24 protein-coding genes and 1 tRNA gene are annotated in these 22,321 nt (G+C 54.0%); 1 reads left to right on the top strand and 24 read right to left on the bottom strand.

Features of this window, described 5'->3' with window-relative positions:
* Positions 1–180: 180 nt before the first annotated feature.
* The 11 genes from secG to QWT68_RS01630 form a co-directional block, all read right to left on the bottom strand.
* Positions 181–408, bottom strand: coding sequence for a preprotein translocase subunit SecG (gene secG / locus QWT68_RS01680; RefSeq protein ID WP_040285763.1), 228 nt, complete (start codon positions 406–408; stop codon positions 181–183).
* Between the two features lie 107 nt (positions 409–515).
* Positions 516–1,808, bottom strand: coding sequence for a phosphopyruvate hydratase (gene eno / locus QWT68_RS01675; RefSeq protein ID WP_040285764.1), 1,293 nt, complete (start codon positions 1,806–1,808; stop codon positions 516–518).
* An 18-nt stretch (positions 1,809–1,826) separates the two neighbouring features.
* The gene (gene gpmI, locus QWT68_RS01670) at positions 1,827–3,347 is read right to left on the bottom strand and encodes a 2,3-bisphosphoglycerate-independent phosphoglycerate mutase (protein WP_040285765.1); all 1,521 of its coding nucleotides are present in this window, start codon (positions 3,345–3,347) and stop codon (positions 1,827–1,829) included.
* Complete coding sequence (tpiA, locus tag QWT68_RS01665) at positions 3,340–4,101, bottom strand: triose-phosphate isomerase (RefSeq protein ID WP_290149220.1); 762 nt, start codon at positions 4,099–4,101, stop codon at positions 3,340–3,342. Before tpiA ends, gpmI begins: the two co-directional genes overlap by 8 nt.
* Positions 4,102–4,117: 16 nt before the next feature.
* Positions 4,118–5,305, bottom strand: coding sequence for a phosphoglycerate kinase (locus QWT68_RS01660; RefSeq protein ID WP_040285767.1), 1,188 nt, complete (start codon positions 5,303–5,305; stop codon positions 4,118–4,120).
* Positions 5,306–5,455: 150 nt separating this feature from the next.
* Complete coding sequence (gene gap, locus QWT68_RS01655; protein ID WP_040285768.1) at positions 5,456–6,463, bottom strand: type I glyceraldehyde-3-phosphate dehydrogenase; 1,008 nt, start codon at positions 6,461–6,463, stop codon at positions 5,456–5,458.
* An 88-nt stretch (positions 6,464–6,551) separates the two neighbouring features.
* A complete protein-coding gene (locus QWT68_RS01650) occupies positions 6,552–7,598 on the bottom strand; it encodes a sugar-binding transcriptional regulator (protein ID WP_290149216.1) in 1,047 nt (348 codons plus the stop codon).
* A 128-nt stretch (positions 7,599–7,726) separates the two neighbouring features.
* Positions 7,727–7,960 carry a glutaredoxin family protein gene (locus QWT68_RS01645; RefSeq protein WP_290149214.1) on the bottom strand — a complete coding sequence of 78 codons (234 nt, stop codon included), beginning with the start codon at positions 7,958–7,960 and terminating at the stop codon, positions 7,727–7,729.
* Positions 7,961–8,041: 81 nt separating this feature from the next.
* Entirely contained in the window at positions 8,042–8,863 is an 822-nt protein-coding gene (locus QWT68_RS01640; protein ID WP_290149212.1) for a TPM domain-containing protein, read from the bottom strand.
* Complete coding sequence (locus QWT68_RS01635; RefSeq protein WP_290149211.1) at positions 8,863–9,438, bottom strand: LemA family protein; 576 nt, start codon at positions 9,436–9,438, stop codon at positions 8,863–8,865. Before QWT68_RS01635 ends, QWT68_RS01640 begins: the two co-directional genes overlap by 1 nt.
* Before the next feature lie 175 nt (positions 9,439–9,613).
* A tRNA-Arg gene (locus QWT68_RS01630) sits at positions 9,614–9,685 on the bottom strand.
* A 160-nt stretch (positions 9,686–9,845) separates the two neighbouring features.
* Here QWT68_RS01630 and clpP point away from each other — a divergent pair.
* The gene (clpP, locus tag QWT68_RS01625; protein WP_276327486.1) at positions 9,846–10,475 is read left to right on the top strand and encodes an ATP-dependent Clp endopeptidase proteolytic subunit ClpP; all 630 of its coding nucleotides are present in this window, start codon (positions 9,846–9,848) and stop codon (positions 10,473–10,475) included.
* Positions 10,476–10,519: 44 nt separating this feature from the next.
* Here the strand turns inward: clpP and QWT68_RS01620 are convergent, their stop codons facing one another.
* From QWT68_RS01620 to QWT68_RS01560, 13 genes are all read right to left on the bottom strand, one after another.
* Positions 10,520–10,777 (bottom strand): HPr family phosphocarrier protein, encoded by a 258-nt coding sequence (locus tag QWT68_RS01620; RefSeq protein ID WP_040285774.1) that lies wholly within the window; start codon positions 10,775–10,777, stop codon positions 10,520–10,522.
* Between the two features lie 18 nt (positions 10,778–10,795).
* A complete protein-coding gene (gene whiA, locus QWT68_RS01615; RefSeq protein WP_040285775.1) occupies positions 10,796–11,737 on the bottom strand; it encodes a DNA-binding protein WhiA in 942 nt (313 codons plus the stop codon).
* A 25-nt stretch (positions 11,738–11,762) separates the two neighbouring features.
* Entirely contained in the window at positions 11,763–12,749 is a 987-nt protein-coding gene (locus QWT68_RS01610) for a gluconeogenesis factor YvcK family protein (protein ID WP_290149209.1), read from the bottom strand.
* A 4-nt stretch (positions 12,750–12,753) separates the two neighbouring features.
* Positions 12,754–13,641 carry an RNase adapter RapZ gene (gene rapZ, locus QWT68_RS01605; protein WP_290149207.1) on the bottom strand — a complete coding sequence of 296 codons (888 nt, stop codon included), beginning with the start codon at positions 13,639–13,641 and terminating at the stop codon, positions 12,754–12,756.
* 4 nt (positions 13,642–13,645) lie between these two features.
* A complete protein-coding gene (locus tag QWT68_RS01600; RefSeq protein ID WP_040285778.1) occupies positions 13,646–14,116 on the bottom strand; it encodes an NUDIX domain-containing protein in 471 nt (156 codons plus the stop codon).
* Between the two features lie 206 nt (positions 14,117–14,322).
* Positions 14,323–15,273: a thioredoxin-disulfide reductase gene (gene trxB, locus QWT68_RS01595; RefSeq protein ID WP_040285779.1), complete on the bottom strand. Its 951-nt coding sequence runs from the start codon at positions 15,271–15,273 to the stop codon at positions 14,323–14,325.
* A 99-nt stretch (positions 15,274–15,372) separates the two neighbouring features.
* The gene (locus QWT68_RS01590; RefSeq protein ID WP_290149206.1) at positions 15,373–16,899 is read right to left on the bottom strand and encodes a tetratricopeptide repeat protein; all 1,527 of its coding nucleotides are present in this window, start codon (positions 16,897–16,899) and stop codon (positions 15,373–15,375) included.
* A gap of 91 nt (positions 16,900–16,990) precedes the next feature.
* Entirely contained in the window at positions 16,991–17,515 is a 525-nt protein-coding gene (locus QWT68_RS01585; RefSeq protein WP_290149204.1) for an acyltransferase, read from the bottom strand.
* Entirely contained in the window at positions 17,512–18,165 is a 654-nt protein-coding gene (gene ppaX, locus QWT68_RS01580) for a pyrophosphatase PpaX (protein ID WP_040286001.1), read from the bottom strand. Before ppaX ends, QWT68_RS01585 begins: the two co-directional genes overlap by 4 nt.
* The gene (locus tag QWT68_RS01575) at positions 18,158–19,123 is read right to left on the bottom strand and encodes a nucleoside recognition domain-containing protein (protein WP_290149202.1); all 966 of its coding nucleotides are present in this window, start codon (positions 19,121–19,123) and stop codon (positions 18,158–18,160) included. Before QWT68_RS01575 ends, ppaX begins: the two co-directional genes overlap by 8 nt.
* Positions 19,113–19,919 carry a prolipoprotein diacylglyceryl transferase gene (gene lgt / locus QWT68_RS01570; protein WP_290149198.1) on the bottom strand — a complete coding sequence of 269 codons (807 nt, stop codon included), beginning with the start codon at positions 19,917–19,919 and terminating at the stop codon, positions 19,113–19,115. The genes QWT68_RS01575 and lgt overlap by 11 nt, the downstream gene beginning before the upstream one ends.
* Positions 19,920–20,873 carry an HPr(Ser) kinase/phosphatase gene (hprK, locus tag QWT68_RS01565; protein WP_040285784.1) on the bottom strand — a complete coding sequence of 318 codons (954 nt, stop codon included), beginning with the start codon at positions 20,871–20,873 and terminating at the stop codon, positions 19,920–19,922.
* A gap of 170 nt (positions 20,874–21,043) precedes the next feature.
* Positions 21,044–22,255: a DUF4097 family beta strand repeat-containing protein gene (locus QWT68_RS01560; RefSeq protein WP_290149194.1), complete on the bottom strand. Its 1,212-nt coding sequence runs from the start codon at positions 22,253–22,255 to the stop codon at positions 21,044–21,046.
* Positions 22,256–22,321: the final 66 nt, after the last annotated feature.

Raw genomic sequence — 22,321 nt, 5'->3', positions numbered from 1 at the left:
GCGGCGACTCCGAGGGGATCAGCACGAGCTGAAGACCCCACAGCTGCGTAGCAGCGAGGAGGCTGAAGCCGTGCCCCCCGGAAAGCGTCCGCCTGCAGCGCAAAGCAACCGCTTACGTTGACACCCTGCCAAATAAAAAAGCCCAGCCGTACTGATGGCCAGGCGGAAATTGCTGTTCGTTTATATTTTCATAATTGCAATCGCCAATACAAAGAACACAACGGACAAAATAATGGTAACGCGCTGAAGGACCAAGTCCAAGCCGCGTGCCTTCTGTTTCCCGAATAACTGTTCCGCTCCGCCGGAGATGGCTCCTGACAGACCTGCACTTTTCCCTGATTGCAGCAGTACAACGACAATTAGTGAAAGTGAGACGATCACGAGCAATGTCATTAACAACGCATGCATACTATTGCACCTCCTGAAACTAGCTCAACTGCCCTTACTAGTTTACCAAACTATGGAGCATCCGACAACCGCTGTTTGCAGCAGTTGTCGGAATGCTTCAAAAAAGATCACTTCAAGTTGTAGAACGTGTCTTTTCCGAGGTACTGGGCTGTTTCGTCGAGCTGGTCATCGATGCGCAGCAGCTGGTTGTACTTCGCGACGCGATCCGTACGGGACGGCGCACCGGTCTTGATCTGCCCGGCGTTCGTTGCCACGGCGAGATCTGCGATCGTCGTATCTTCCGTCTCACCCGAACGGTGCGAAATGACCGCTGTATAGCCGGCGCGCTTCGCCATTTCGATCGCATCTAATGTCTCTGTCAATGTGCCGATCTGGTTCACTTTGATGAGGATCGAGTTGCCGACGCCTTCTTCGATTCCGCGTGCAAGCTTTTTCGTGTTTGTGACGAACAGGTCATCACCCACGAGCTGGACACGCTTACCGAGACGGTCTGTCAGCAGCTTCGTGCCGGCCCAGTCGTTCTCATCGAGGCCGTCCTCGATCGAGATGATCGGGTACTTATCCACAAGGCTCTCGTACCAGTCCACCATCTCTTCGGACGTCTTCTCGATGCCTTCTCCGGCAAGCTTGTACTTGCCTTCCTCCGCGTTGTAGAACTCGGATGCTGCCGCATCCATCGCCAGCATGATATCTTCGCCCGGCTTGTAGCCCGCTTTTTCGATCGCCTCGACGATCGTGGACAGTGCGTCTTCGTTCGACGACAGGTTCGGAGCGAATCCGCCTTCGTCCCCGACTGCTGTGTTCAATCCTTTTTCCTTCAGGACGGACTTCAGGCTGTGGAAGATCTCAGCACCCATACGCAGCGCATGGCGGAACGACTCCGCGCCGACCGGCATGATCATGAATTCCTGGATGTCCACGTTGTTATCCGCATGCTCGCCGCCATTGACGATATTCATCATCGGGACAGGCAGCTGTTTTGCGTTGATGCCGCCGATGTATTGGTAGAGCGGGATGTCCAAGTAATCCGCCGCCGCATGGGCAACCGCCATCGAAACACCTAGAATCGCGTTCGCGCCGAGCTTGCCTTTGTTCTCGGTACCGTCCAGCTCGATCAGTGCTTTGTCGATGACGACCTGATCGAGGACAGAGTAGTTGTCTTCGAGGGCATCCGCGATGACTTCATTCACATGATCGACCGCTTTCAGGACGCCTTTCCCGAGGTAGCGGCCTTTGTCGCCGTCACGCAGTTCCACTGCTTCGTATTCGCCGGTGGAAGCACCGGACGGGACGATGGCACGGCCGAATGCGCCGCTTTCCGTGAATACTTCCACTTCGACTGTCGGATTGCCCCGTGAGTCAAGAACTTCCCTTGCTTGAACAATACTGATTACCGGCATGCAAATCTCTCCCTTTAGTTAAAATAATGGCGTTCCTGTCATTTCTTCCGGCTGTTCGATTCCCAGCAATTTTAGCATGGTTGGTGCCAGGTCTGCGAGAATCCCGCCCGCTCTGAGCTCGATTCCTTTTTTCGTGACGATGACAGGGACCGGATTGGTCGTGTGCGCTGTCATCGGATTGCCTTCCGGCGTGATCACTTCATCCGCATTGCCGTGGTCCGCTGTGACGATGGCCGCGCCGCCCTTCTGCTCCAGCAGCCCGACAATCCGGCCGACGCATGCATCCGTCGTTTCAACCGCTTTCACGGTCGGCTCGAGAAGCCCGCTATGGCCGACCATATCAGGGTTTGCAAGATTGAGGATGAATGCATCGATCCGGTCGTTCTCGATCTCTTCGATAAGTGCATCCGTCACTTCATAGGCGCTCATCTCGGGCTTCAGATCATAGGTCGCAACTTTTGGTGAAGCGATCAGGATCCGTTTTTCACCGTCGAATTCCTCTTCCCGGCCGCCGCTCATGAAGAACGTTACATGAGGATACTTTTCCGTCTCCGCGATCCGCAGCTGCCGCAAGTGGTTGGCGGACAGCACTTCGCCGATCGTATTCTTCAGATCCTGGCTCGGAAAGACCACTTCGGAGGCCACTTCTTCACTGTATACTGTGAATGTCACGAATTTCAGGTCGGTGAACGGCTTCACTGGGAACCCGTCGAACCCGTTCTGCGTAAATGCACGTGAGAGCTGGATCGCCCGGTCCGGACGGAAATTGAAGAAGATGACCGCATCGCCTTCGCTGATACGGACGGCTTCACCGCCAGCTTGCTGTACGATGAACGGAACGACGAATTCATCGGTCACTCCCGCATCGTAGGACGCCTGGACACCTTCTTCCGCCGTTTTGTACCTTGGGCCTTTATCATTGACCATGACATCATAGGCCAGCTGGACACGGTCCCAGCGCTTGTCCCGGTCCATCGCATAATACCGTCCGGACACCGAAGAGATTTTGCCGATGCCCGCTTTTTTCATCACTTCTTCCGTCCGCTGCAGGAACGCCATCGCCGTTTTCGGTCCGACATCCCGTCCATCCAGGAACGCATGGACATAGACGTCTTCCAGTCCGTGCATAGAGGCGAGTTCCAGCAGTGCGAACAGATGCTCAAAATGGCTGTGTACGCCGCCGTCCGACAGCAGTCCCATGACATGCAGCGCGCTGCCGTGATTTTTCGCATGGTTCACAGCGGACAGAAGCGCCTCGTTGTCGAAGAACTCCCGCTCACGGATCGATTTGTTGATGCGCGTCAGACTCTGATAGACGATCCGGCCGGCGCCGATATTCAAGTGGCCGACTTCGGAATTCCCCATCTGCCCGGGCGGCAGGCCGACCGCTTCTCCGCAGGCGGTCAGCGTAGAATGCGGATACTCCTTCCACAGACGGTCATAGTTCGGCTTCGAAGCATGCGCCACAGCATTTCCGGCAGCTGTTTCGCGCAGTCCGAAACCGTCCATGATGATGAGTCCGACGGGTCCTTTACTCATGGGAACCCGCCTTCGCAAGTTCGGCAAACGAGTCCGGATCCAGGCTTGCCCCGCCGACTAGCGCGCCATCAATGTCGCTCATCGCCAGCAGTTCTTTGATATTGGCAGGTTTTACGCTGCCGCCGTACTGGATGCGGATCGCTTCTGCAGTTTCTTCGGAGAAGATCTCCGCAAGAACAGTACGGATATGCGCGCACACTTCGTTCGCATCCTCCGCAGTTGCCGTACGTCCTGTGCCGATCGCCCAGACAGGTTCATAGGCGACGATGGATTGTTTCGCATCCTCTTCACGAACCCCTTCGAATGCCTTCTTCACCTGGCGTCCGACCACTTCCGCTGTCTCTTCGGCCTCACGCTGTTCAAGTGTCTCACCGACACAGACGATCGGCGTCAGACTGTGTGCGAAAGCCGCTTTCACTTTGCGGTTCACACTCTCGTCCGTTTCGTTATAATACTGCCTGCGCTCCGAGTGGCCGAGGATGACCAGTTCAACACCGATGCTTTTCAGCATGACAGGGCTGACTTCGCCTGTGAAGGCTCCCTCGTCTTCCTCATGCATCGTCTGTGCACCGATTTTGACTGGCAGCTTCTCCGCTTTTCCGGCAAGTGCCGCCAAGTATGGGGACGGCGGACAGATGACGAGTTCGGCCGCTCCTGTGCCGTCCAGTCTGCTTTCCAATGCATTCATGAAGTCCATTGCTTCCTGCATCGTCTTGTACATTTTCCAATTTCCTGCAATGATCGGTTTTCTCATGACTTGTCCCTCCTCCTTAAAGTCGGTCGTCCAGTGCTGTCACGCCAGGCAGTTCTTTCCCTTCCATGAACTCCAGGGAAGCACCGCCGCCTGTCGAGATATGATCCATCCGGTCAGCGACATCAAACTTTTCAACCGCTGCTGCGGAGTCGCCGCCGCCGATGATCGTGAAGGCATCCGTCTCCGCCATCGCCTGCGCCACTTGTTTCGTGCCTTCGGCAAACGGCGCCATTTCGAATACGCCCATCGGTCCGTTCCAGATGACGAGCTTCGAAGCCTTGATGACATCGGCATACTGTTCCGCCGTTTTCGGACCGATATCGAGCCCCATCCAGCCAGCTTCGATGCCGTCGATCGGAACAACTTTCGTGTTTGCGCTTTCAGAGAACGTATCCGCCACTTTCACGTCGATCGGCAAATAGAGGTTGACCCCTTTTTCCTTCGCCTTCTGAATGAAAGATGCCGCAAGATCGATCTTGTCCTCTTCCAATAGGGAGTCGCCGATCCCGTGTCCCTGCGCTTTCGTGAAAGTATACGACAGACCGCCGCCGATCAGCAGATTATCGACCTTATCCAGCAGGTGGTCGATGACGCCGATCTTGTCTTTCACTTTTGCGCCGCCGATGATCGCAGTAAACGGCCGTTCCGGATCGGATAAGGCTTTACCGAGGATGCTGAGCTCTTTTTCCAGCAGGAGCCCCTGGACACTCGGGAGATACTCCGCGATGCCTGCAGTTGTCGCATGTGCCCGGTGAGCAGCGCCGAACGCATCATTGACGTAGACATCCGCCAGACTTGCGAATTGCTTGGCAAGCTCCGGATCGTTCTTCTCCTCGCCCGGGTGGAACCGGACATTCTCAAGCAGAAGCACGCCGCCGTCGGACAGCTCTGAAATGCGGGATTCCACTGCAGCTCCTGTCGATTCATCAAGCTTCACAACGGGCTTTCCGAGCAGTTCTTCCAGCCGCTCACCTGCTGCAGTCAGACGGAACTCGTCGTTCACCTGGCCTTTTGGTCGTCCAAGATGACTTGCGAGGATCACTTTCGCTCCCTGTTCGGACAAATACTGGATCGTCGGCAGCGCCGCACGGATGCGGGTATCATCGGAGACCTTTCCGTTTTCCATCGGTACGTTGAAATCGACGCGGCAGAATACACGCTTCCCCTTCAAGTCCATGTCTTTCATCGTCTGTTTCGGATTCATGGGAACAAGCACTCCTTTACGGCAAATGTAGTTGTGAAAAAAAAGGAGGAACGGGGCAATGCCGTTCCTCCTGCCCATCTATTCAGTATAATCGGTCACAATCCGATAAGCCAGATTTTATGTGTCTGTATGGATCTGTGGCCAGGTTGATCAGAGACCTTTTTCGTTCATATACAACGCAAGGTCGATACAGCGTGCAGCGTATCCCTGCTCGTTGTCATACCAGCTGATGACTTTCACCATGCTGTCCTGCAGTACCATTGTCGACAATCCATCGACAGTCGATGATGCATGTGTACCGTTATAGTCTTTCGACACAAGCGGCAGATCGCTGTAGAACAGGTAGCCTTTCAATTCGTTCTCAGAAGCCTCTTTCAGTGCGCTGTTCACTTCTTCGACAGTGACATCCTTGCCTAATTCCGCAACGAAGTCGACGAGCGAAACGTTCGGTGTCGGCACACGGACTGCCATTCCATCCAGTTTGCCCTTCAGCTCAGGGATGACTTTCGTCACGGCAGAAGCCGCTCCCGTAGTTGTCGGGATCATCGACTCGGCAGCTGCGCGGGCACGGCGATAGTCCTCATGCGGCAAATCGAGGATCCGCTGGTCGTTCGTATACGAGTGGATGGTCGTCATCATGCCGCGTTCCACGCCGAATTTGTCGTTCAGCACTTTGACGACCGGCGCCAGGCAGTTCGTTGTGCAGGATGCGTTGGAGACGAACTTGTCTTCCTTCGGATCATACTCCTGCTCATTGACGCCCATGACGAGTGTTTTGACATCGCCTTTCGCAGGTGCTGACAAGATCGCTTTCTTTGCACCCGCATCGATATGCTTCTGCAGACCGGCTGCGTCACGGAACACACCTGTGCTTTCCACGACGATGTCGATACCGAGATCTCCCCACGGAAGGTTTGCCGGGTCTTTTTCTGCATAGACACGGATCTTTTTGCCATTCACGATGATGTGGTTCTCATCAGAAGAGACATCCGCATCGAGGATACCGTGCACCGAGTCGTATTTCAGAAGATGTGCAAGCATTGGGGCATTCGTCAGGTCGTTGACTGCCACGACTTCCAATTCGTCATGTACCAAAGAGTCTCTCATCACAATACGTCCAATACGTCCAAATCCGTTAATCGCCATTTTTACTGTCATCTTGAATCCCTCCAGAGTTTTGTTTATATAATAATGGGTTACGCAGCGTCAGCCGCGGAGCCATTTGGTAACAGTCTTCTCACGTTCGTCAGATGAAATTCATGAGTTCCCTTGCTGCCCCTTCGTCGGTGATCAGTACGGTCTGTTTCGCGGCAGCATGCAGGTAGGACAAAATCGCTTCCGCCTTTTCCGAGCCGCCCGCAACCGCCAGAATCAGCGGGATGCGCTTCAGGTCGTCCGTCTGGATGCCGACTGTCCGCAGATGATGTACAATCTCGCCCTCGCGGTTAAAGTAGTAGCCGAATGCTTCGCCCTTTGCCCCGCGGGCGGCGAGGAGGCGGCGTTCATCTTCGCCGGACTCCCGCATGACAGCCATCTTCTGGGCATCCCCGATGCCGTGCAGGAGACAGTCGGCCGAGCTGTATAAGTCCATCATCCGCTGTGCACCCGGCTCTTTCAGGAAGATGGCATGTGCTTCTTCACTGAGTGATTCCGGATAGTACAGCGATTTGTAGGAAGCGTTGCATGTCTGGGCGAACGTGGCGGCAATGACGTTGGCCTGCAGGCCGATATCATCGCCGACACCACCCCTCGCCGGGATGAACAGCGTATCCTCCGCCCCCGGATAGCAGCTCAGATGCTTCGGGATGGAAGCTAGTGTGCTGCCGCCAGTAACTGCGACGACCCTGCCCTTGCCGATACGGCTGCTGAAAACAGAAGCCGCCTCAGCACCGAGCAGTTCGTTCGAAGCACCGATTTCCGAGCTGTCCCCTTTGACGATATGGACATCTTTGATGCCGAACGTCTGCTTGATGCGCTTCCCAAGGATATTCCGTTCGTACTGCAGTTCGATCAGGGGTTCGAGATCGTACAGGACGCTCTCCCCTTCCGCAGTGATGCGCGCCCCTTCTTTCGCCACCTGGATCAGGTGCTGGTCACGGAGTGCCTCCATGACGGAACGGGTTTCCCGTTCCGAGAGGCCGGCTGTCTCCGCAAGCGGCCGCCTGCCGATTGGGCCGGATGTCTTGATGAGCTTCAGCACAAGATACCTTTGCTGGAGCACGGCCATCATGTCAGGGACCAGCTTTTCCTGCGCCTCCACAATAACCGGTTTCAGAAAGACTCCTCCCTTCATTCATTCGCCTGCTTGCCAGGACGATATCCGTCCTGAATGGTTGGAAAGCGTCCCACTAAAGTTAAAAAAATAGAATAGCTTGATACTCCAAGTATACAACCTATTCCCCCCGGACACAACTCTAAACATTACTCGCCGAAAAGGAGCACAAGATCGGCGTATCCGATGTTCCCATAGCAGAGGACCCGTCCCTCCTGCTCGATCACCGGGATCATCAGCATATATTGTTCATGCTTACTGTCGTCTTCTTCAATATTCACGGAAGTCCATGTCAGCGGATACTCCTCGCTGACAAGCTGCATCATCTGTTCCGCCTCATCGCACAGCGGACAGCCCGGTTTCGTATAAAAGATCACGTGCATGGCAATCCCTCCTGTCTGTATCCAGTGTAAAAGGAAAAAGCGGTGTGTGCAACATGGATCGCTGCACACACCGCTTATACATCACCAGCTACGGCCGGCGCCGCCTCCTCCGCCTGAGCCGCCGCCTCCGAATCCTCCGAAGCCGCCTCCGCCGGAACCGCCGCCGAAGCCGCCTCCTGAGCCGCCTCCAAACGAACCCGGGAAGAAGATCGGGCCGACACCGCGGCTTCTGCCTCCTGGCCCGCCGCCGCGTCCGCCTCCTCCGCCTCTTCCGGAATTAGCGAATATCTGGATGAGGATGAACGCGATGACGATTATCGGTACAATCGGGATGCCTCCTCCTCCTCCGCTGTCGCCTTCGTCAAATGTTGCGACAGGGAGTTCTTCACCATTCAGATCATACTCTTTAGCGATTTCATTATAGAATGCTTTGTAGGCTTCCATCACAGCGTTTGCCGGCTGCTCAGCTTTTAAGTATGGCTTTGCAACTTGATCAATAATGCGGCCGACTTTCCCATCAGGCAAAGCGCCTTCCAAGCCGTAGCCTACTTCAAGTCGAAAGTATCTTTTATCTGCTTCATCCTTTGTAGTTGTCACTACTAGAAGAGCACCGTTATTTTCCTTTTCATCACCAAGCTGGAATTCCCGCAGTTTATTCAATGCGAATTCTCCGATCGGCCGGCCACCAGTATCCGATACAATCAGTACCGCAAGTTCTGCTCCCGTTGCCTTGTAAAGTCTCTTCCCATAGTCATTGATCTGCTGGATTTCCGATTCAGACAGTATCCCCGAGTTATCTTGGACAATATCTACACCGCGTGCATTAGCTGACGGCAGGATTGCTGCCGAGAGCATAAGCAGCATGCCGAGCAGGGCAAGTGCCCGGACAGCTGTCCGTTTCATTACTCATCGTCCCCGAAGTCGACGCTCGGCGCCTGTTCGGCACCTGCTGCCGCTTTAAAATATTCCTTCTTGTCAAAGCCGAATACCGATGCAACGAGTTTGCCCGGGAAACGCTGCACTTGCTTATTGTAGGATGCGACTTCTCCGTTGTAATCCTTGCGTGCGACGGCGATCCGGTTTTCAGTACCCGCCAGCTCATCCATCAGCTGGGTGAACTGTTTGTCGGCCTTCAGCTCCGGATAGTTCTCCGTGATGGCAAGAAGACGGCTCAGTGCTCCGGACAGTTCGTCGTTCGCTGCGGCCTGCTCTTCCGGTCCGTTCGCCCCTGCCAGCTTCGAGCGGGCGTCCGCAATATTCGTGAAGACTTCCTTCTCGTGCTTCGCATACCCTTTCGCCGTGTTCACCAGGTTCGGGATCAGATCGACCCGGCGCTGCAGCTGGGTTTCGATTTGTGAATAGGCCTGATCAACGTTTTCTTCCGATGTGACAAACCTGTTGTAGCTCGGAACTAATATCAATCCCAGTACAACAATGATTCCGATGATAATGACAATCGGCCCTAATAACTTTTTCATTTTGCCAGCCCCCTATAGTGTTTTCCTTTCAGGAGTTTACCCGTACTATCGAGTACTCCAAACGTTCGGTCTATATGGTAATACGGCCGGCCGCCCGAAAAGTTCCGGATTGTACGCAAAAACCCCTGACTGCGAACATAGACTGTTCACGATCAGGGGTTTCTGATTGTTGTGATGTCCTCGGCGGGAGTCGAACCCACATTTTAAGCTTCGGAGGCTTACGTGCTATCCATTGCACCACGAGGACGTTTTGTTTTCTTGTTTAGCGGACAAATAATAGTATACTTGCTGAGAAGCCGAAATGCAACAGGTAATTTTCAAAGCGTTATATTTGACCTTTGTTGACCATACTCTGTATGATTAAGACATGGTTAAGCGGGGCACCGTTTTAACATACGACCATCTTCATTCATCAAAAGGAGGAACGGAACATGAACTTGATTCCTACAGTTATTGAACAGACGAACCGCGGCGAGCGTGCGTATGATATTTACTCCCGCCTGCTGAAAGACCGCATCATCATGCTCGGCAGCCAGATCGATGACAACGTGGCAAATTCCATCGTTGCCCAGCTGCTATTCCTGGAATCCGAAGACCCGGATAAGGACATCTCGATCTACATCAACAGCCCGGGCGGCAGCATCACTGCTGGTATGGCGATCTACGACACCATGCAGTATATCAAGCCGGACATCCAGACGATCTGTATCGGTATGGCCGCTTCCATGGGATCTTTCCTATTGGCAGCGGGTACGGAAGGAAAGCGCTATGCTCTCCCTAACGCCGAAGTGATGATCCACCAGCCGCTCGGCGGCGCGCAGGGTCAGGCGACTGAAATCGAGATCGCTGCGAAGCACATCCTCTTCATCCGTGAAAAGCTCAACAAAATCTTGTCGGAGCGTACCGGCCAGCCGATCGAAGTGATCGAGAAGGATACGGACCGCGACAACTTCATGACCGCTGAACGTGCGAAAGAGTACGGTCTCATCGACCATATCATTACGCGTAGCGACATGCGTGAATCGGAAAGCAAGTAATGGAACAGACAAGGCGTCCCGTCAACCGGGACGTTTTTTTCTGTTCACGCTTCCCCTTCGATGAACGCAGTCAGCGTCGCAGCTGCCTGTTCTTCATCTGCTCCTTCGGTGATCACCTGGACTGTGCTGCCTTGGGCGATAGCTAGGCTCATGACGCCCATGATGCTTTTGGCATTGACCTGCCGCTCATCCCGCTTTACATAGACATCCGAAGTAAACCGGTTCGCCTCCTGCACGAACAGGGCCGCCTGTCTCGCCTGCAGGCCGGGTTTAATCTTCACTTCTGCTGTTTTTTCGATCATTTCCCTCTCTCCTATCCGTTACGTTATTCCGCCCACCCGCACTTTTTCGGCGATTTCATCGATTTTGCGGAGCCGGTGGTTGACCCCCGACTTGCTGACGGGTCCTCCGGAGAGCATCTCTCCGAGCTCCTTCAGCGTGACATCCTGATATTCCACACGCAGATGCGCGATTTCCTGCAGACGGTCCGGCAGCGATTCCAGGCCGATCGTCGACTGGATGAGCTTGATGTTCTCCACTTGGCGCTGGGCTGCTCCGATCGTCTTGTTCAGATTGGCCGTCTCGCAGTTCACAAGCCGGTTCACGCTGTTCCGCATGTCACGCACAATCCGGATATCTTCGAATCGCATGAGAGCGACATGCGCCCCGATCAGGCTGAGGAAGTCCGCAATCTTTTCCGCTTCCTTCAAATACGCCACGAACCCTTTTTTCCGTTCGATCGACTTTGCGTTCAGCTGGTAGTCGTTCATGAGCTCCACAAGAGCGTCGGAATGCTCCTGATAGAGCGAGAATACCTCGAGGTGATAGGATGACGTCTCCGGATTATTGACGGAGCCGCCTGCCAGGAAGGCTCCGCGAAGGTATGCCCGTTTGCAGCAGTCGTTCGGGATGATGTCTTCCGAAATCTTCTGGTTCGACTGGAATGTATTCGTCAGGATGTCGAGATCGTCCAGTAATTCCCGTGCTTCTTCCCGGATCCTGCAAATATACACATTGTTCTTCTTCAGACGCATTTTCCGGCGTACGAGCAGTTCCACTTTGAATGTATATAACTTCTTCAGATTGGAGTACAGCCGTCTCGCAATGGCAGCGTTTTCCGTCTGCACATCCAGCATGATCATCTTATTGGAAAACGACAAGACCCCGTTCATGCGGATGAACGCGGCGATTTCCGCTTTCGTGCAGCAATCTTCAGTTTCGATCTGCGTCAGTTCTTTCTTTGTTTCCGATGCGAAAGACATGATCTTCCCCCTTTCCCGGCGGTGGTCACGCCTCTTCTTTGCATGGTTCTTCTGCCAGTATGTCCTCCATGAACCACCGGGCCACCTTATCGGCATCGTGCAGCACACGGCCGTCTTTCGCGAATGCGATGTCCTCCTGTACGATTTGGGGAACGAGTTCTGCAAGCCTGTCCAGATCGCACTCGACCGGCCAGGAGGTGACTGCCTGGCCGGCTGCTGTCAGTACCGGCATAAGGTCCTTGCTGTTCAGCAGGACGGCATCCAGGAACGGCTCCCCGACATGATCGTACAGCGCAGCGACATGTTCGGACGCCGTGTATCGGTACGTTTCCCCTTTTTGGGTTGTCAGATTGCCGACATAGACTTTCCTCGCAGCGCTCAGCAGCACGGCATCCCGGATATCCTGCACAAGGAGCGACGGAAGGATACTCGTATACAGGCTGCCCGGACCGACGATGATCAGGTCCGCTTCGCGTATCGCGCGGAGCGTCTCCGGCAGCGGTTCAGCATCCTGCGGTGACAGATAGACCCGGCGGATCTTCCGTGCGTACATCGGGATCTTCGATTCGCCAGTGACAATCGTTCCGTCCTCCAGCTCAGCGTGCAGTGTTATACGTTCATTGGCCGCCGGCAGCACTTCCCCTTTGATGTTCAGCACTTGGCCCATCTTTTTGATGGCCGTAGCGAAATCACCTGTAATATCAGTCATCGCCGCAAGCATCAGATTGCCTAATGAATGGCCATCCAGGCTGTCCTGGGCAGTGAACCGGTATTGGAACAGCTCTTCGATCAGCGGTTCCACATCTGAAAGCGCTGCCATCACTTTTCTTACATCCCCTGGCGGCGGGATATCATACTGATCCAGCAATCGGCCGGAGCTGCCTCCATCATCTGCGACTGTCACGACCGCTGTCAGTTCGAGAGGATGTTTTTTCAGTCCTCTTAAAAGTGTGGACAGTCCCGTGCCGCCGCCGAAAACCACTACTTTATTGCGTATTGCAGAAGGCTTCATAACGTCAGCCCTTTCTTTTTTCAATATGCTGATGGGTCACATAAGTTGTATAGTCGTCTTTGAAGAGATTTCCGAAATACTCCGCAAGCGTGACGGAACGGTGCTGTCCGCCTGTGCAGCCGAATGCGATGACCACTTGTGACTTGCCTTCCTGTTTGTATTGAGGGATCAGGAATTGGAACAGGTCCGTCAGCTTGCTGATCAGCGTCTGGGTATCGTCCCATTTCAGGACATAATCATAGACATCCTGGTCGAGACCCGTCTGAGGACGCATCGCCTCGATATAATAGGGGTTCGGCAGGAAGCGTACATCGAACACGACATCCGCATCGATCGGCATTGCATGCTTGAAGCCGAACGATATGAAGTTCAGCGTGAAGTTCTCTCCTTCGCCTGCCGAGAACTCCTTGATGATCTTTTCACGGAGTTCCTTCGGTTTCATGACGGACGTATTGAAGATCGACTTGGCGCGTCCTTTGATATCGCTTAAGAGACCCCGTTCTTTCCGGATCCCTTCGAGCGGCTGCCGGCCGTTTGCCAGCGGGTGGGACCGTCTCGATTCTTTGTATCGGCTGACGAGTGTTTCATCATCCGCTTCGAGGAACAGGATCCGGGTCGTCACATTGTCCATCCGGTTGACACTGTCCAGTGCATCCAGAAGCGCGTCGAACAGACCGCCGCCCCGCGTGTCAATGACAGCTGCGATTTTCGGTTTTTTATCCGAGGATGCCAGCATCAGGTCGAGAAACGTCTCGAGCAGCTCAGGCGGCAGGTTATCGATGCAGTAATAGCCCATGTCTTCGAAACTCTGCATGGCGACCGATTTTCCGGCCCCCGACATGCCTGTGATGATGACCAGTTCCAGTTCCTCCGTAAATGCCTCATTATCCATCCGTTCAATCACCTTCCATGGAGTGTTGAATTTTTTCATCCAGCAGGACGAAATCTTCCGTGTACGTGAATGTGCCGTACTGCATACCCGGTTCTGACACTGCAAAGAGGAGATTTGTGCGATCCCCTTCCGCCATCGGCAGCGTGCGCAGCGCTTCTTTCGGATGCCATTCGAGCTTCCCTTCCACGGTATCCTCCATCGGCGTGCCGATCAGGTCATGGCCGGTGAATGTATAGAGCATCCACTCATCCACTGTTTCGTCCCCTCTGCGGATCACCATTGTGTAGATGCCTTTCAAATGGGGGTCCACAGGAGTCGCTCCTGTCTCTTCCGTGAATTCACGGATGGCTGTCTCGACGATCGATTCCCCTGCGTCCATTTTCCCGCCCGGAGCGACGTACCAGCCTCTCCGTGGTTTTTTGAGCAACAGTACCTGACCATCTTTTTCTACTAGCAGATTAACAATTCTTTGCATACACGATGCCTCACTTCTTTTGTTCACATAGTTTTAAGTATAATCGATTTCATAGGAAAACGACACAAAAAGAAGCTGCCGGCAACGTACTTTCCGGCAGCCTTCAAAAGTATTTAAAAATAGGGGGTCAATCAACACTTTTAGTATATCCCTTTTATATTGCGGGAACATTACAAACACATTAATGTTGCGTTAAGGAAAGACTTTTACACTTTGGTTTCGAGGGCGTCGTTCAATTCCTCGACGTATTTCTGGCAGGACTGGGCTGCAATACTTCCGTCACCTGTCGCTGTCACGACTTGACGGAGAAGTTTTTCACGGACGTCGCCTGCGGCGAAGATGCCAGGAATTTCCGTTTCCATCACTTCGTTCGTCTTGATGTACCCATGCTCGTCAAGGATTCCGAGATTCTTGAATGGTGCGGTTATCGGGTCAAGTCCGATGTAGATGAACATACCTTCCGTCTTGAATTCCCGCTCGGAGCCGTCTTTCGTGGAGACCAGTGTCACGGAATCGACCTTGCCGTCTTTTCCATGGACCTCTTTGACAGTCGTATCCCAGATGAAATCGATCTTGTCGTTTGCGAAAGCGCGTTCCTGAAGGATCTTCTGAGCCCGCAGTTCATCGCGTCTGTGGATGATTGTCACTTTGCTCGCGAAACGCGTCAGGTACGTACCTTCTTCGACTGCCGAGTCTCCGCCGCCGACGACGATGATCTCTTTGTTTTTGAAGAATGCGCCGTCACAGACCGCGCAGTAGCTGACACCGCGGCCGGTCAGTTCAGTTTCGCCCGGGATGCCCATCTTGCGGTACTCAGCACCTGTCGTGATGATGATACTCTTTGTTTTATACTCTTTCCCGCCTGCGGTGATCGTCTTGTATTCCTTGCCGTCTTCGATGCCGCTTACGTCCCCGTATGCATACTCCGCTCCGAAGCGTTTCGCATGGTCGAACATTTTAGTGGAAAGATCCGGCCCGAGGATCGACTCGAATCCCGGATAGTTTTCAATTTCTTCCGTGCTTGCCATCTGGCCGCCCGGCACACCGCGCTCCAGCATGAGCGTATTCATATTCGCGCGGGCAGTATAGACGGCTGCAGTCATACCTGCAGGCCCTGCGCCGATGATCACTACATCATAGATTGTTTCAGCTGACATTCAAGCTCCTCCTCTTTCGGTAGTTCTTCTGTCCAAATCGTATAAGTTTTTCGATGTTCCATCAACTAATCTGCCTGTACTCCAGGTGTTCCGGCTTACTCAGGAGAAGTTCGGCAGGAAGGTGAATAACTCGCCGACGTACTTGGTCAGTGTCTGCGTACTGATGCCGTACTGTTTGGAGATGCCTGTCTTGGTGATCCCTTTGGCGCGGGACGAACGGAACATATAATCAGCAGCCGCAGCAATCGCGGGAGGGTTCTTGAATGGGTATTGTTTCTCAAGGCCGATTTCGAACAGGGAGAACCACATCTGGAACAAGTGAGTTCCCTGACGGTCAAGCGGTCTGTTCTGTTCATACAGGTACTCCGTCGCCGCCATCGCCCGGTTGAACGCCTTATCGGCCGCCGTGTCTTCCACGAGCTGATAGTCAAGGCTGCCTGCCAGTACAAACTTCTCGAGATCGGACAGTTTTTCTACGTCAATGTATGCCGGATGGGCGATGATCTCCTGTTTGTGGATCGACTTCCCAAGTAGGAAAAACCCGAACATCCGCTCACTCCTGTACATATTGCCGATCTTTTCAAGGAGGAATTGCTTGTCCTGCACATAGCTTGAGTCGTCCTCTAATTTCTGCAGATCCGCATCGAGCCATGGTTCCAGCCCTTTCTTCGATGGGTCGAGTTCGATCAGCCGGGCGAATGCCTCCTCCGCCTGCTTGCGGCGTCCCGAGAAAAAGGCCGCTTGCGACAGCCAGAAGAAAAACCCTTCGTCTCCTTCGAAGCCTTTCCGCTGGATGCTCCTGAGCCAGTAGTAGGCTTCCGGGTGGCAGCCGATGAGGGCGAACGTCGCGCCGAGCTTATATCTGTGATCGAACTGGTACGGGCGGATCTTTTTCAGCAGATCGATGAGCGGCATCAGCTTCTCCTGATCGCCTTCATAATAGTAGAAGACCGCCAAGTTGCACAGTGCATGCACATTTCCCTTGTCGTTCTTCAGGATATCGTACAGCAGCTCCCGGGCATCCGCTGTCTCCCCGCGGTAGAAATAGGCGAGCGCCAAGTTATTATACGTCGTCCAGGACTCCGGATAATCGGCGATGATGTCCTCGAGTACACCAACGGCTTTATCGAATTCCCCCGACTCCATCATCCGCCGGGCTTTTTCCTGAAGCAGCAGGACCTCTTCGTCCTCCGGGTTCTCTTCCGCCAGGAACGCAGCTTCCTGTTCGGCGAATTCGATGATCTCCTTCGCTTCCTCGTACAGTTCCCCAGACGGCGCCCTTTCGGTGTATTGTTCCGCAAAGAGGCGTGCTTCCCTCAGCATACCGAGATGCGCATGCACTTCCGCAAGATAATAGACGACATCCGCGTCCTGCGGTGCTAATTCAAATGCCTGCAGCAGCAGTTCAAGTGCTTCATCGAACCGTCCCTCCTCCATGACCATAACACCGTATTGCGTCAGGATCCGGGGGTCGGAAGGACTCAGTTCGGCTGCCCGCTTCAAGTATTTCAGCGCTTCCTGGAACTGCTCCTTCTGGATTTCGGTCAGTGCCCGGGCGTAATAGAAGTCACCATTCGGGACAAATGGGATTATGTTAGTTGTGTTTTGATGATGATTTTTATCCAAACAGATTCCTCCGAAAAAACAAGAAGGAACGATTGAGGACGCCCCTTCTTGCAATGTGTCTTCAGTATACCATATCTTCTTTCCCTCAATGCTAAACCTTCGGGACATCCGTCTTCCGCCTGGCAGCTTCTTCTTCTGTGAAGATGATGCGGACAGGGTTGCCACCCGCCATGGCGCCCGGCGGAATATCTTTGTTGACGAGCGACGCAGCGGACACAACAGCTCCGTCGCCGATAGTCACGCCAGGGAGGATCGTGCAGTTCGCTCCGATCATGACCCTATCGCCGATGATGACATCCCCGATCCGGTATTCATCCGTCAAATACTCATGCGCAAGGATTGTTGTGTTAAAGCCGATGATCGTGTTGCTGCCGATGCGGATCCGTTCAGGAAACATGACATCCGGAAATACCATGAGGGCGAACGCGGTCCGATTTCCCACTTCCATACGCAGGAATGTCCGGTACAGCCAGTTCTTCATGCGGAAAAACGGCGTATAGCGGGCGATCTGGATGACCGCGAAATTTTTCGCGATTTTGGCGAACGACACGGTCTTGTACAGATTCCAGAGTGAGCTGCCTTCCCACTTCACCGGATACCGCTCCGTCTTCCTCATTGCGCGGGCACTCCGGTAATCTCATACAGATCGGATATGTGGGTCAGCATAAAGTCGGGATTCCAGGTCCACAGAAATTCCGGCCCCTTCGCAGACCAGGCGACGCCGGCAGTCCGGACGCCCGCGTTCTTCCCGCCTTCGATATCATGGGAATTGTCCCCGACCATGAGCACCTCGTCTTTCGATGCGCCGAGACGCTCGATCGCCAGAAGCAGCGGTTCGGGATCCGGCTTTGCGTTCGTAACATCATCCAGTCCGACGACGGTGTCGAACAGGCGGCCGATACCGATGAGTTCAAGCCCTTTCCAAACCATATCATTGCGTTTCGTCGATACGATCGCCATGCGGATGCCATGCGCTTTGAGCCGCGTCAGCACTTCCGTGACCCCGTCGAATTCGACTGCGAGCCGGTCATGATTGGCCATGTTCCACTCGCGGTATTCTGAAATCATCTGATCCGTCTTGGCCGGATCGATGCTGTCGAATGTTTCCTTAAGCGTCGGACCCATGAACGGAAGAAGATCCGGACGTGTATAGCGGCCCGGATAATGGAGTTCCAGCAGCTGTTCGAATGACTGCAGGATCAGTTCGTTCGTATCAAGCAAGGTTCCGTCAAAATCGAACAGGATGGTCGTAATTGGTTTATCCATGAACAGCATCTCTCTCTTTCTCTAATTTCTCCTGCAGCCGGTTCCGCCAGAAAAAAGCGACTGCAATCGTCAGGGCGAATGCAGTGACGATCCGGATGAGCAGCAGTGGCCATACCGGGATGCCGAGCGGCACGAACAGCAGCGTATCCTCGATGACGGCGTGGCAGGCCACGAGGAAGACGAACGACAGCGTCGCGTCCCGATTGCTGACGCCGTCTTCCTGGACAGCCTGGATCATGACGCCCGCACCATATGCCAACCCGATGACGAGTCCCGCAACCAATGTCAGCGAAGCATTCGGCTGGACACCGATCAGCTTTGTCACAGGGGCGAACTTGGATGAGAACTTCTCCAAGTAGTGACGGTCTTTCAGGAACTGGACGATGATCATGAGCGGTATGACGATCAGCGCAAGCTGGAGTACACCGAACGACGCCTTTTGCAGACCGAGCAGGAAGATGTCCAGCCAGCCTTCCGGCACAGCGGTCACTTCAGGGGACAGCCCATATTGCGCCAGTTCCCCGCCCCCGCGCCAGACGAGATTGATGACGATGCCGGACAGCGCCGCCAGCCCAAAGCGGACGGTGAGCACGATCCACAGTTTGACGCCGACTTTCAAGGCGACCCCTGTTTCAATGAAAATATTGTGTGCGAAACTGAGCATGACCGCGAGAATGAAAACTTCTTTCACCGTCAGGTCCAGCGACAGGATGCCGGCGATACCGGCGTATAAGTTCAATGCATTTCCGAGTACGAGGGGGATTGCCGCCTCCCCGCTCAGTCCGAATAAGTTCATGAATGGGGAAATCAGCTTGACGATCCAGGGCAGTATTGGCGTATGCTGCAGGATGACGACCAGAATGGTGATCGGAAAGATGATCTTTCCGAGCGACCAGGTCGTTTTCAGTCCCGCTTGTGTCCCTTTCCGCAATGTTGTTATATCAGCATTACTTGTCATTATACCTCACATCCGTCTTCATGATGAACCGCCGGTAGACAAACAGACCGATGCCGAGAAGGACACCAAGGATCGATACAACCTGTGCCGCCCGCAGCCCTCCGCCGTACAAGCTGTCCGTACGCATGCCTTCGATGAAAAACCGCCCGATCGAGTACCAGGTGATGTAGAAGAAGAAGATTTCGCCCCGTTTCAGATTCACCCTCCGGAGCAACAGGATGATAGCCAGGCCGACAAGGTTCCATAATGATTCGTACAGGAAGGTCGGGTGATAGGTCACGCCGTCGATCGTCATCTGGTCCATGATCCAGTCCGGGATGATCGTATGCTCAAGGAACGCCTGGGAAACCGGTCCTCCATGTGCTTCCTGGTTCATGAAGTTGCCCCAGCGGCCGATGATCTGGCCGATCAGCAGGCCGGGCGCCGTGATATCAGCGACTTTCCAGAAGGAGACCCCCCGCTTTTTCGTGAAGATGACCGCCGTGATGATTGCGCCGATCAGCGCACCGTGGATGGCGATGCCGCCTTCCCAGATTTTGATGATATCAGCGGGATGGTCCTTATAGAACTCCCACGAAAAGACGACATAATAGATCCTTGCTGAGATGATCGAGATCGGAACTGCCCATATCAGCATGTCTGTCAGCAGGTCGGGGTGCATATGCTGGCGCACCATTTCTCTTTGCACGAGCAGGAATGCCAGCACGATTCCTGTCGCAATCAGTATGCCGTACCAGCGTACGTCGATAGGTCCAAGCGAGAATGCAACCGGATCGATTGCCAATAATGTAGTCATTTACTCAGAAAACCTCTTTTCTTGCGCAGCCTCGGATTTCTGCCGGATCACTGCATCCAATTTGTTCGTGAACTCTTCGGCGGCATTGATGCCGAGTGTTTTCAGCCGGTAATCCATGGCGGCCACTTCGATGATGACAGACAGATTCCTGCCCGGGCGGACGGGTACGACGAGTTTTGTCACTTCCGAGTCCATGATCCTCATCTTATCATCGTCCAGTCCAAGCCGGTCGTACATTTTGTCGGGATCCCACAGTTCCAGCTCAATCGCCAGGACGATCCGTTTGTCGTCTTTGACAGAACTTGCCCCGAACAAGGTCATGATATCGATGATGCCGACACCCCGGATTTCCAGCATATGCTGCAGAAGCGGCGGCGGATTGCCGATCAGTATGTTTTTGCCCACTTCCCGGATCTCCACCGAGTCATCTGCCACCAGCCTGTGCCCCCGCTTCACGAGCTCCAGTGCTGTCTCGCTTTTCCCGACGCCGCTTTTCCCGGTAATGAGCACACCGACCCCGTATATATCGACCAGCACACCGTGGACAGTCTCCATCGGAGCGAGCCTGCCCGCGAGGAAATTCGTCAGCATCCCGGACAGCCGGGTCGTCTGGATGTCCGATCCGAGAACGGGGACCGCATTCCGATCGGCTGCTGAAGCCAGTTCCGGTGGGAGCTCCACACCGTGTGCCAGCACGACGGCAGGAGTTTCCGGTGTACAGAGCAAATGCATCCGTTCTATCCGGTCGGCTTCCGGCAATTTTTCAAAAAATGAGATCTCGGTCTTCCCCAACAGCTGCAGCCGGGTCCTCGGATAGAAATCGAAATAGCCGGCCATTTCAAGACCGGGTCTTGAAATATCACTCAAGTCTATTTCCCGCTCGATCCCTGCCCCGCCAGCCAGCAGATCGAGATTGAAACGCTGACGCATCGCCTGTACAGATACACCGCCCATTTGACAGCCACCTCCGCTAACATAGATTGTCTACGCATTATTCTACCATTGTATGCACGGTTGTGAAGGCAATTTCGCTTCTTCTTTTTCCAGTTCCGCCTGCCGCAAGAAAAAAAGCTGCCCCCGCAAGAGTCCTGGACGGGACTGTCACGGTGCAGCTTTTTATGCAATCATTTGGATTCGCTATTGTAGCAGACAAGGATGGAGCCCGTCTTCGACTCTGCGAACGTATGGAGCAGCGCTTTTGAATCGTCCGTCTCCTTTTTGAAGTTCATCGAACGGTGGAGCAGCTGTTCCTGGTTGGCCGTCTTTTCAACATCAGGCAGCTTCACACTGATACTGCCGATCGATGATTTCAGATTCCCGACCAGCGATTGGTCATTCGGCACATACAACTCAATATTGCCGCCGACGCTCTTCACATCAATCTTATCAGCCTTGTCGTGGGTAGTCGTGACGGAAATGGAACCGTTCAGAGTCCGTGCCGTCGTCTCCTTCACCTTCCCATCGACATAGACCAGACCATTGACAGTCTGAGCATCCAACTCGTTGGCATCGAATCCGAGCAGCCGGATTTCTCCGTTCAGCGTTTCGGCTGCCGCTTCCCTGCACTTCACGTAGGACATGCTGACTTTGCCGTTCGCTGTTTTCACGCGAAGGGTGTCCGCCTCCAAATTGCGGATGTCAAAACCGCCATTCAGCATCCGTACGGAAATCTTCCGGTACAATTTGCTTGGGACGGTCAGCATCGTGTTGACCTGGACCATCTTCGAGCTGCTGGCGACATGGAATGACTGAGCATCCGCTGTGCAGACCAGTTTGTCCAGGAATTCACGTTTCGCTTCTTCTTCCGTCTGGCTCGTGAATGTCTTGACGGAAAACGCTGCTGTGATCTCATCCCCCTCCCCGGGTATGATGGAGCACTTGCCATTATCGATATCGAGAATCAGCTCCTCGATATCCTTTCCGTCCTCTTTCACCGTATGCTCGAACGCGACGGCATTGCCGAATGGGTTTTCCATGTCGAACTGCTTCACTTTCTGGACAGCTGTCTGCATGAACTGCATGAACTGTTCCCCGGCCTGCGACAGGTCTCTCCGTAGATCTTCCATGAACTCGTCAGCAGATGCTCCGTCCCACCGTTTGCCAGATGTATTTTGTTTGCTCTTCGGCTCTTCCTGCTGTTGCGACCGCTGCTGTGTCTGTTCTTGTTCTTGTTCCTGGCTGCCGTCCTCAGCTGGCTCAGGACCTGCGGCCGTACTGCCTGTCTGCTGTCCGGGTACTTCCTGGTGCGAAAGTGCTTCCAGCAGGGTCAGAGCTTCATCCGTTGAGATCGTCCCATTTTCGAGCATATTCAAAATGCGTTTTCGTTCATTCTGCATTTTTTCCGCCTCCTTGTGGAATGATGGTGCCTCGGTTCTGTCTACTAATACGGTTCAGATGCGAAA

Source organism: Sporosarcina trichiuri (assembly GCF_030406775.1).
Lineage (GTDB): Bacteria > Bacillota > Bacilli > Bacillales_A > Planococcaceae > Sporosarcina > Sporosarcina trichiuri.
This window is presented reverse-complemented; position numbering and strand designations above follow the sequence as displayed.

Bases quoted from the DNA above. Each gene is read 5' to 3' on its own strand.
- rapZ (WP_290149207.1), bottom strand. From the start codon at position 13,641: ATGGATAATGAGGCATTTACGGAGGAACTGGAACTGGTCATCATCACA.
- QWT68_RS01650 (WP_290149216.1), bottom strand. From the start codon at position 7,598: ATGAAGGGAGGAGTCTTTCTGAAACCGGTTATTGTGGAGGCGCAGGAA.
- QWT68_RS01600 (WP_040285778.1), bottom strand. From the start codon at position 14,116: ATGCAAAGAATTGTTAATCTGCTAGTAGAAAAAGATGGTCAGGTACTG.
- tpiA (WP_290149220.1), bottom strand. From the start codon at position 4,101: ATGAGAAAACCGATCATTGCAGGAAATTGGAAAATGTACAAGACGATG.
- lgt (WP_290149198.1), bottom strand. From the start codon at position 19,919: ATGACTACATTATTGGCAATCGATCCGGTTGCATTCTCGCTTGGACCT.
- secG (WP_040285763.1), bottom strand. From the start codon at position 408: ATGCATGCGTTGTTAATGACATTGCTCGTGATCGTCTCACTTTCACTA.
- QWT68_RS01575 (WP_290149202.1), bottom strand. From the start codon at position 19,123: ATGACAAGTAATGCTGATATAACAACATTGCGGAAAGGGACACAAGCG.
- QWT68_RS01635 (WP_290149211.1), bottom strand. From the start codon at position 9,438: ATGAAAAAGTTATTAGGGCCGATTGTCATTATCATCGGAATCATTGTT.
- whiA (WP_040285775.1), bottom strand. From the start codon at position 11,737: ATGTCTTTCGCATCGGAAACAAAGAAAGAACTGACGCAGATCGAAACT.
- gap (WP_040285768.1), bottom strand. From the start codon at position 6,463: ATGACAGTAAAAATGGCGATTAACGGATTTGGACGTATTGGACGTATT.
- QWT68_RS01585 (WP_290149204.1), bottom strand. From the start codon at position 17,515: ATGAGGAAGACGGAGCGGTATCCGGTGAAGTGGGAAGGCAGCTCACTC.
- QWT68_RS01620 (WP_040285774.1), bottom strand. From the start codon at position 10,777: ATGATCGAAAAAACAGCAGAAGTGAAGATTAAACCCGGCCTGCAGGCG.
- trxB (WP_040285779.1), bottom strand. From the start codon at position 15,273: ATGTCAGCTGAAACAATCTATGATGTAGTGATCATCGGCGCAGGGCCT.
- ppaX (WP_040286001.1), bottom strand. From the start codon at position 18,165: ATGGATAAACCAATTACGACCATCCTGTTCGATTTTGACGGAACCTTG.
- QWT68_RS01660 (WP_040285767.1), bottom strand. From the start codon at position 5,305: ATGAATCCGAAACAGACGATGAAAGACATGGACTTGAAGGGGAAGCGT.
- QWT68_RS01645 (WP_290149214.1), bottom strand. From the start codon at position 7,960: ATGCACGTGATCTTTTATACGAAACCGGGCTGTCCGCTGTGCGATGAG.
- QWT68_RS01610 (WP_290149209.1), bottom strand. From the start codon at position 12,749: ATGAAGCCTTCTGCAATACGCAATAAAGTAGTGGTTTTCGGCGGCGGC.
- eno (WP_040285764.1), bottom strand. From the start codon at position 1,808: ATGCCGGTAATCAGTATTGTTCAAGCAAGGGAAGTTCTTGACTCACGG.
- hprK (WP_040285784.1), bottom strand. From the start codon at position 20,873: ATGGGCGGTGTATCTGTACAGGCGATGCGTCAGCGTTTCAATCTCGAT.
- QWT68_RS01640 (WP_290149212.1), bottom strand. From the start codon at position 8,863: ATGAAACGGACAGCTGTCCGGGCACTTGCCCTGCTCGGCATGCTGCTT.
- QWT68_RS01560 (WP_290149194.1), bottom strand. From the start codon at position 22,255: ATGCAGAATGAACGAAAACGCATTTTGAATATGCTCGAAAATGGGACG.
- gpmI (WP_040285765.1), bottom strand. From the start codon at position 3,347: ATGAGTAAAGGACCCGTCGGACTCATCATCATGGACGGTTTCGGACTG.